Here is a 999-nt window from a genome sequence, read left to right as displayed (position 1 = left end):
GAACCGATTCGCCTTGAACCGGTTCGCCTTGAGCCGGTCGCTCAGGTCGCCCAGGGTGTCCCTCCTCTCCCGGAGGGGCACCCGCGTGCCGGAAGATGGAGCGGTGGACTTTCACGGGACCGGGCGGGGCACGGGGCGCGGCGCCGTCCACCGCAACCTCATCGAGCGCGTCCTCGGCCCGGCAGCCCCCGGCGAACGGCTGCGCACGGACGCCCTGTTCGCCCTCGCCATGGCCGTCAGCGCCGTCGTGGTCGTGCAGGTCGTGCGGGACAACGGCCATGCGCCGGACGTGCTCGGCTGGGCGCTGCTGCTCGTCGCCCACGTCGTCATCGTGTGGCGGCGCCGCGCCCCGATACGCGTCATCCTCGCCCTGATGGCCGTCCTGCTGGTCTACCACTCCCTGGACAACAACCACACCGCGCCCATGGCGGTGTCGATGGCCGCGCTGTTCACCGTGGCCTCCCGCACCAGGCCCCGCAACACGGTCCTCGTCGGCATGGGCGTCATGGGCGTCATGCTGGGCGTGAAGTTCCACGAGGGCATGGCCGAGGGCACGCAGTCGCTGCGGATCTCCGGCTGGATCGTCTCCTTCCTGCTGCTCGGTGTGTACGTACGCATCCACCGGCACTACGTCGCCTCCGTGGTGGAGCGGGCCGAGCGCGCCGAGCGCACGCGCGAGGAGGAGGCGCGCCGCCGGGTCGCCCGCGACCTGCACGACCTGCTCGCGCACAGCATCACGCTCGTCGGCGTCCAGACGTCCGTCGCCGCGCACGTCCTGGCCGCCGACCCGGACCGCCTCGACCGCGCCGCCGTCGCCAAGGCGCTCGACGACGTCGCCGACACCTGCCGGTCCGCCCGGGGCGAACTCCGTGCCACGCTCCAGGTGTTGCGGTCCGGGACCGACGACGGGTCCGACGAGGCGCGCGGTCCGCTGCCCGGCCTCGACGGCCTGCCCGACCTCGCCGACGCGGCCCGCACCGCGGGCGCCCGCGTCGAGCT

Annotated in this window: 1 protein-coding gene; it reads left to right on the top strand. The window is 73.8% G+C overall.

Annotated elements, in window-relative coordinates; translation table 11 throughout:
• Positions 1-103: 103 nt before the first annotated feature.
• A partial coding sequence (locus AOK03_RS39110) for a histidine kinase dimerization/phosphoacceptor domain-containing protein (protein ID WP_425264456.1) occupies positions 104-999 on the top strand: 896 nt, incomplete at its 3' end.

The sequence above is a fragment of the Streptomyces atriruber genome (assembly GCF_001418325.1).
GTDB lineage: Bacteria > Actinomycetota > Actinomycetes > Streptomycetales > Streptomycetaceae > Streptomyces > Streptomyces atriruber.
The sequence above is the reverse complement of the archived record's forward strand: the minus strand, read 5'-3'. Positions and strand labels throughout refer to the sequence as shown.